Source organism: Paraburkholderia sp. SIMBA_027 (assembly GCF_046535315.1).
Classification (GTDB): domain Bacteria; phylum Pseudomonadota; class Gammaproteobacteria; order Burkholderiales; family Burkholderiaceae; genus Paraburkholderia; species Paraburkholderia tropica.
On the sequence record NZ_JAWRWY010000840.1, the window covers coordinates 1 to 263 of the forward strand.

1 pseudogene is annotated in these 263 nt (G+C 66.9%); it reads left to right on the top strand.

Annotation, left to right across the window (positions count from 1 at the left end):
* Nucleotides 1–81: 81 nt before the first annotated feature.
* A pseudogene (locus SB764_RS41435) lies at nucleotides 82–263 on the top strand (hypothetical protein); the annotation flags it as partial.

Below are 263 nucleotides of genomic sequence, written 5' to 3' on the forward strand. Positions count from 1 at the left end.
GCAAGGCCCGAGTCCGGAGACCCAGACACTCCCGACGCCGAAGTGCTGGTTTTCATCCACTCCTTCGGGTGTGCTTGAAGCATGGGACCAACAAGCAGCCAGAGCCTCACTGTAGACATCAGCGCCAACCCTTGGACCGGCCGTTTCGACGGCGACGGCGCCGAGCACCGCCGCTGGTGGCAAGCCGTGGTGCCCCACACGCAGGCAGCGGCCGAGGCAGCTGCCCGGCCCGCCGTCGTGCTGGGTTTTTGCAGTGATGCCGG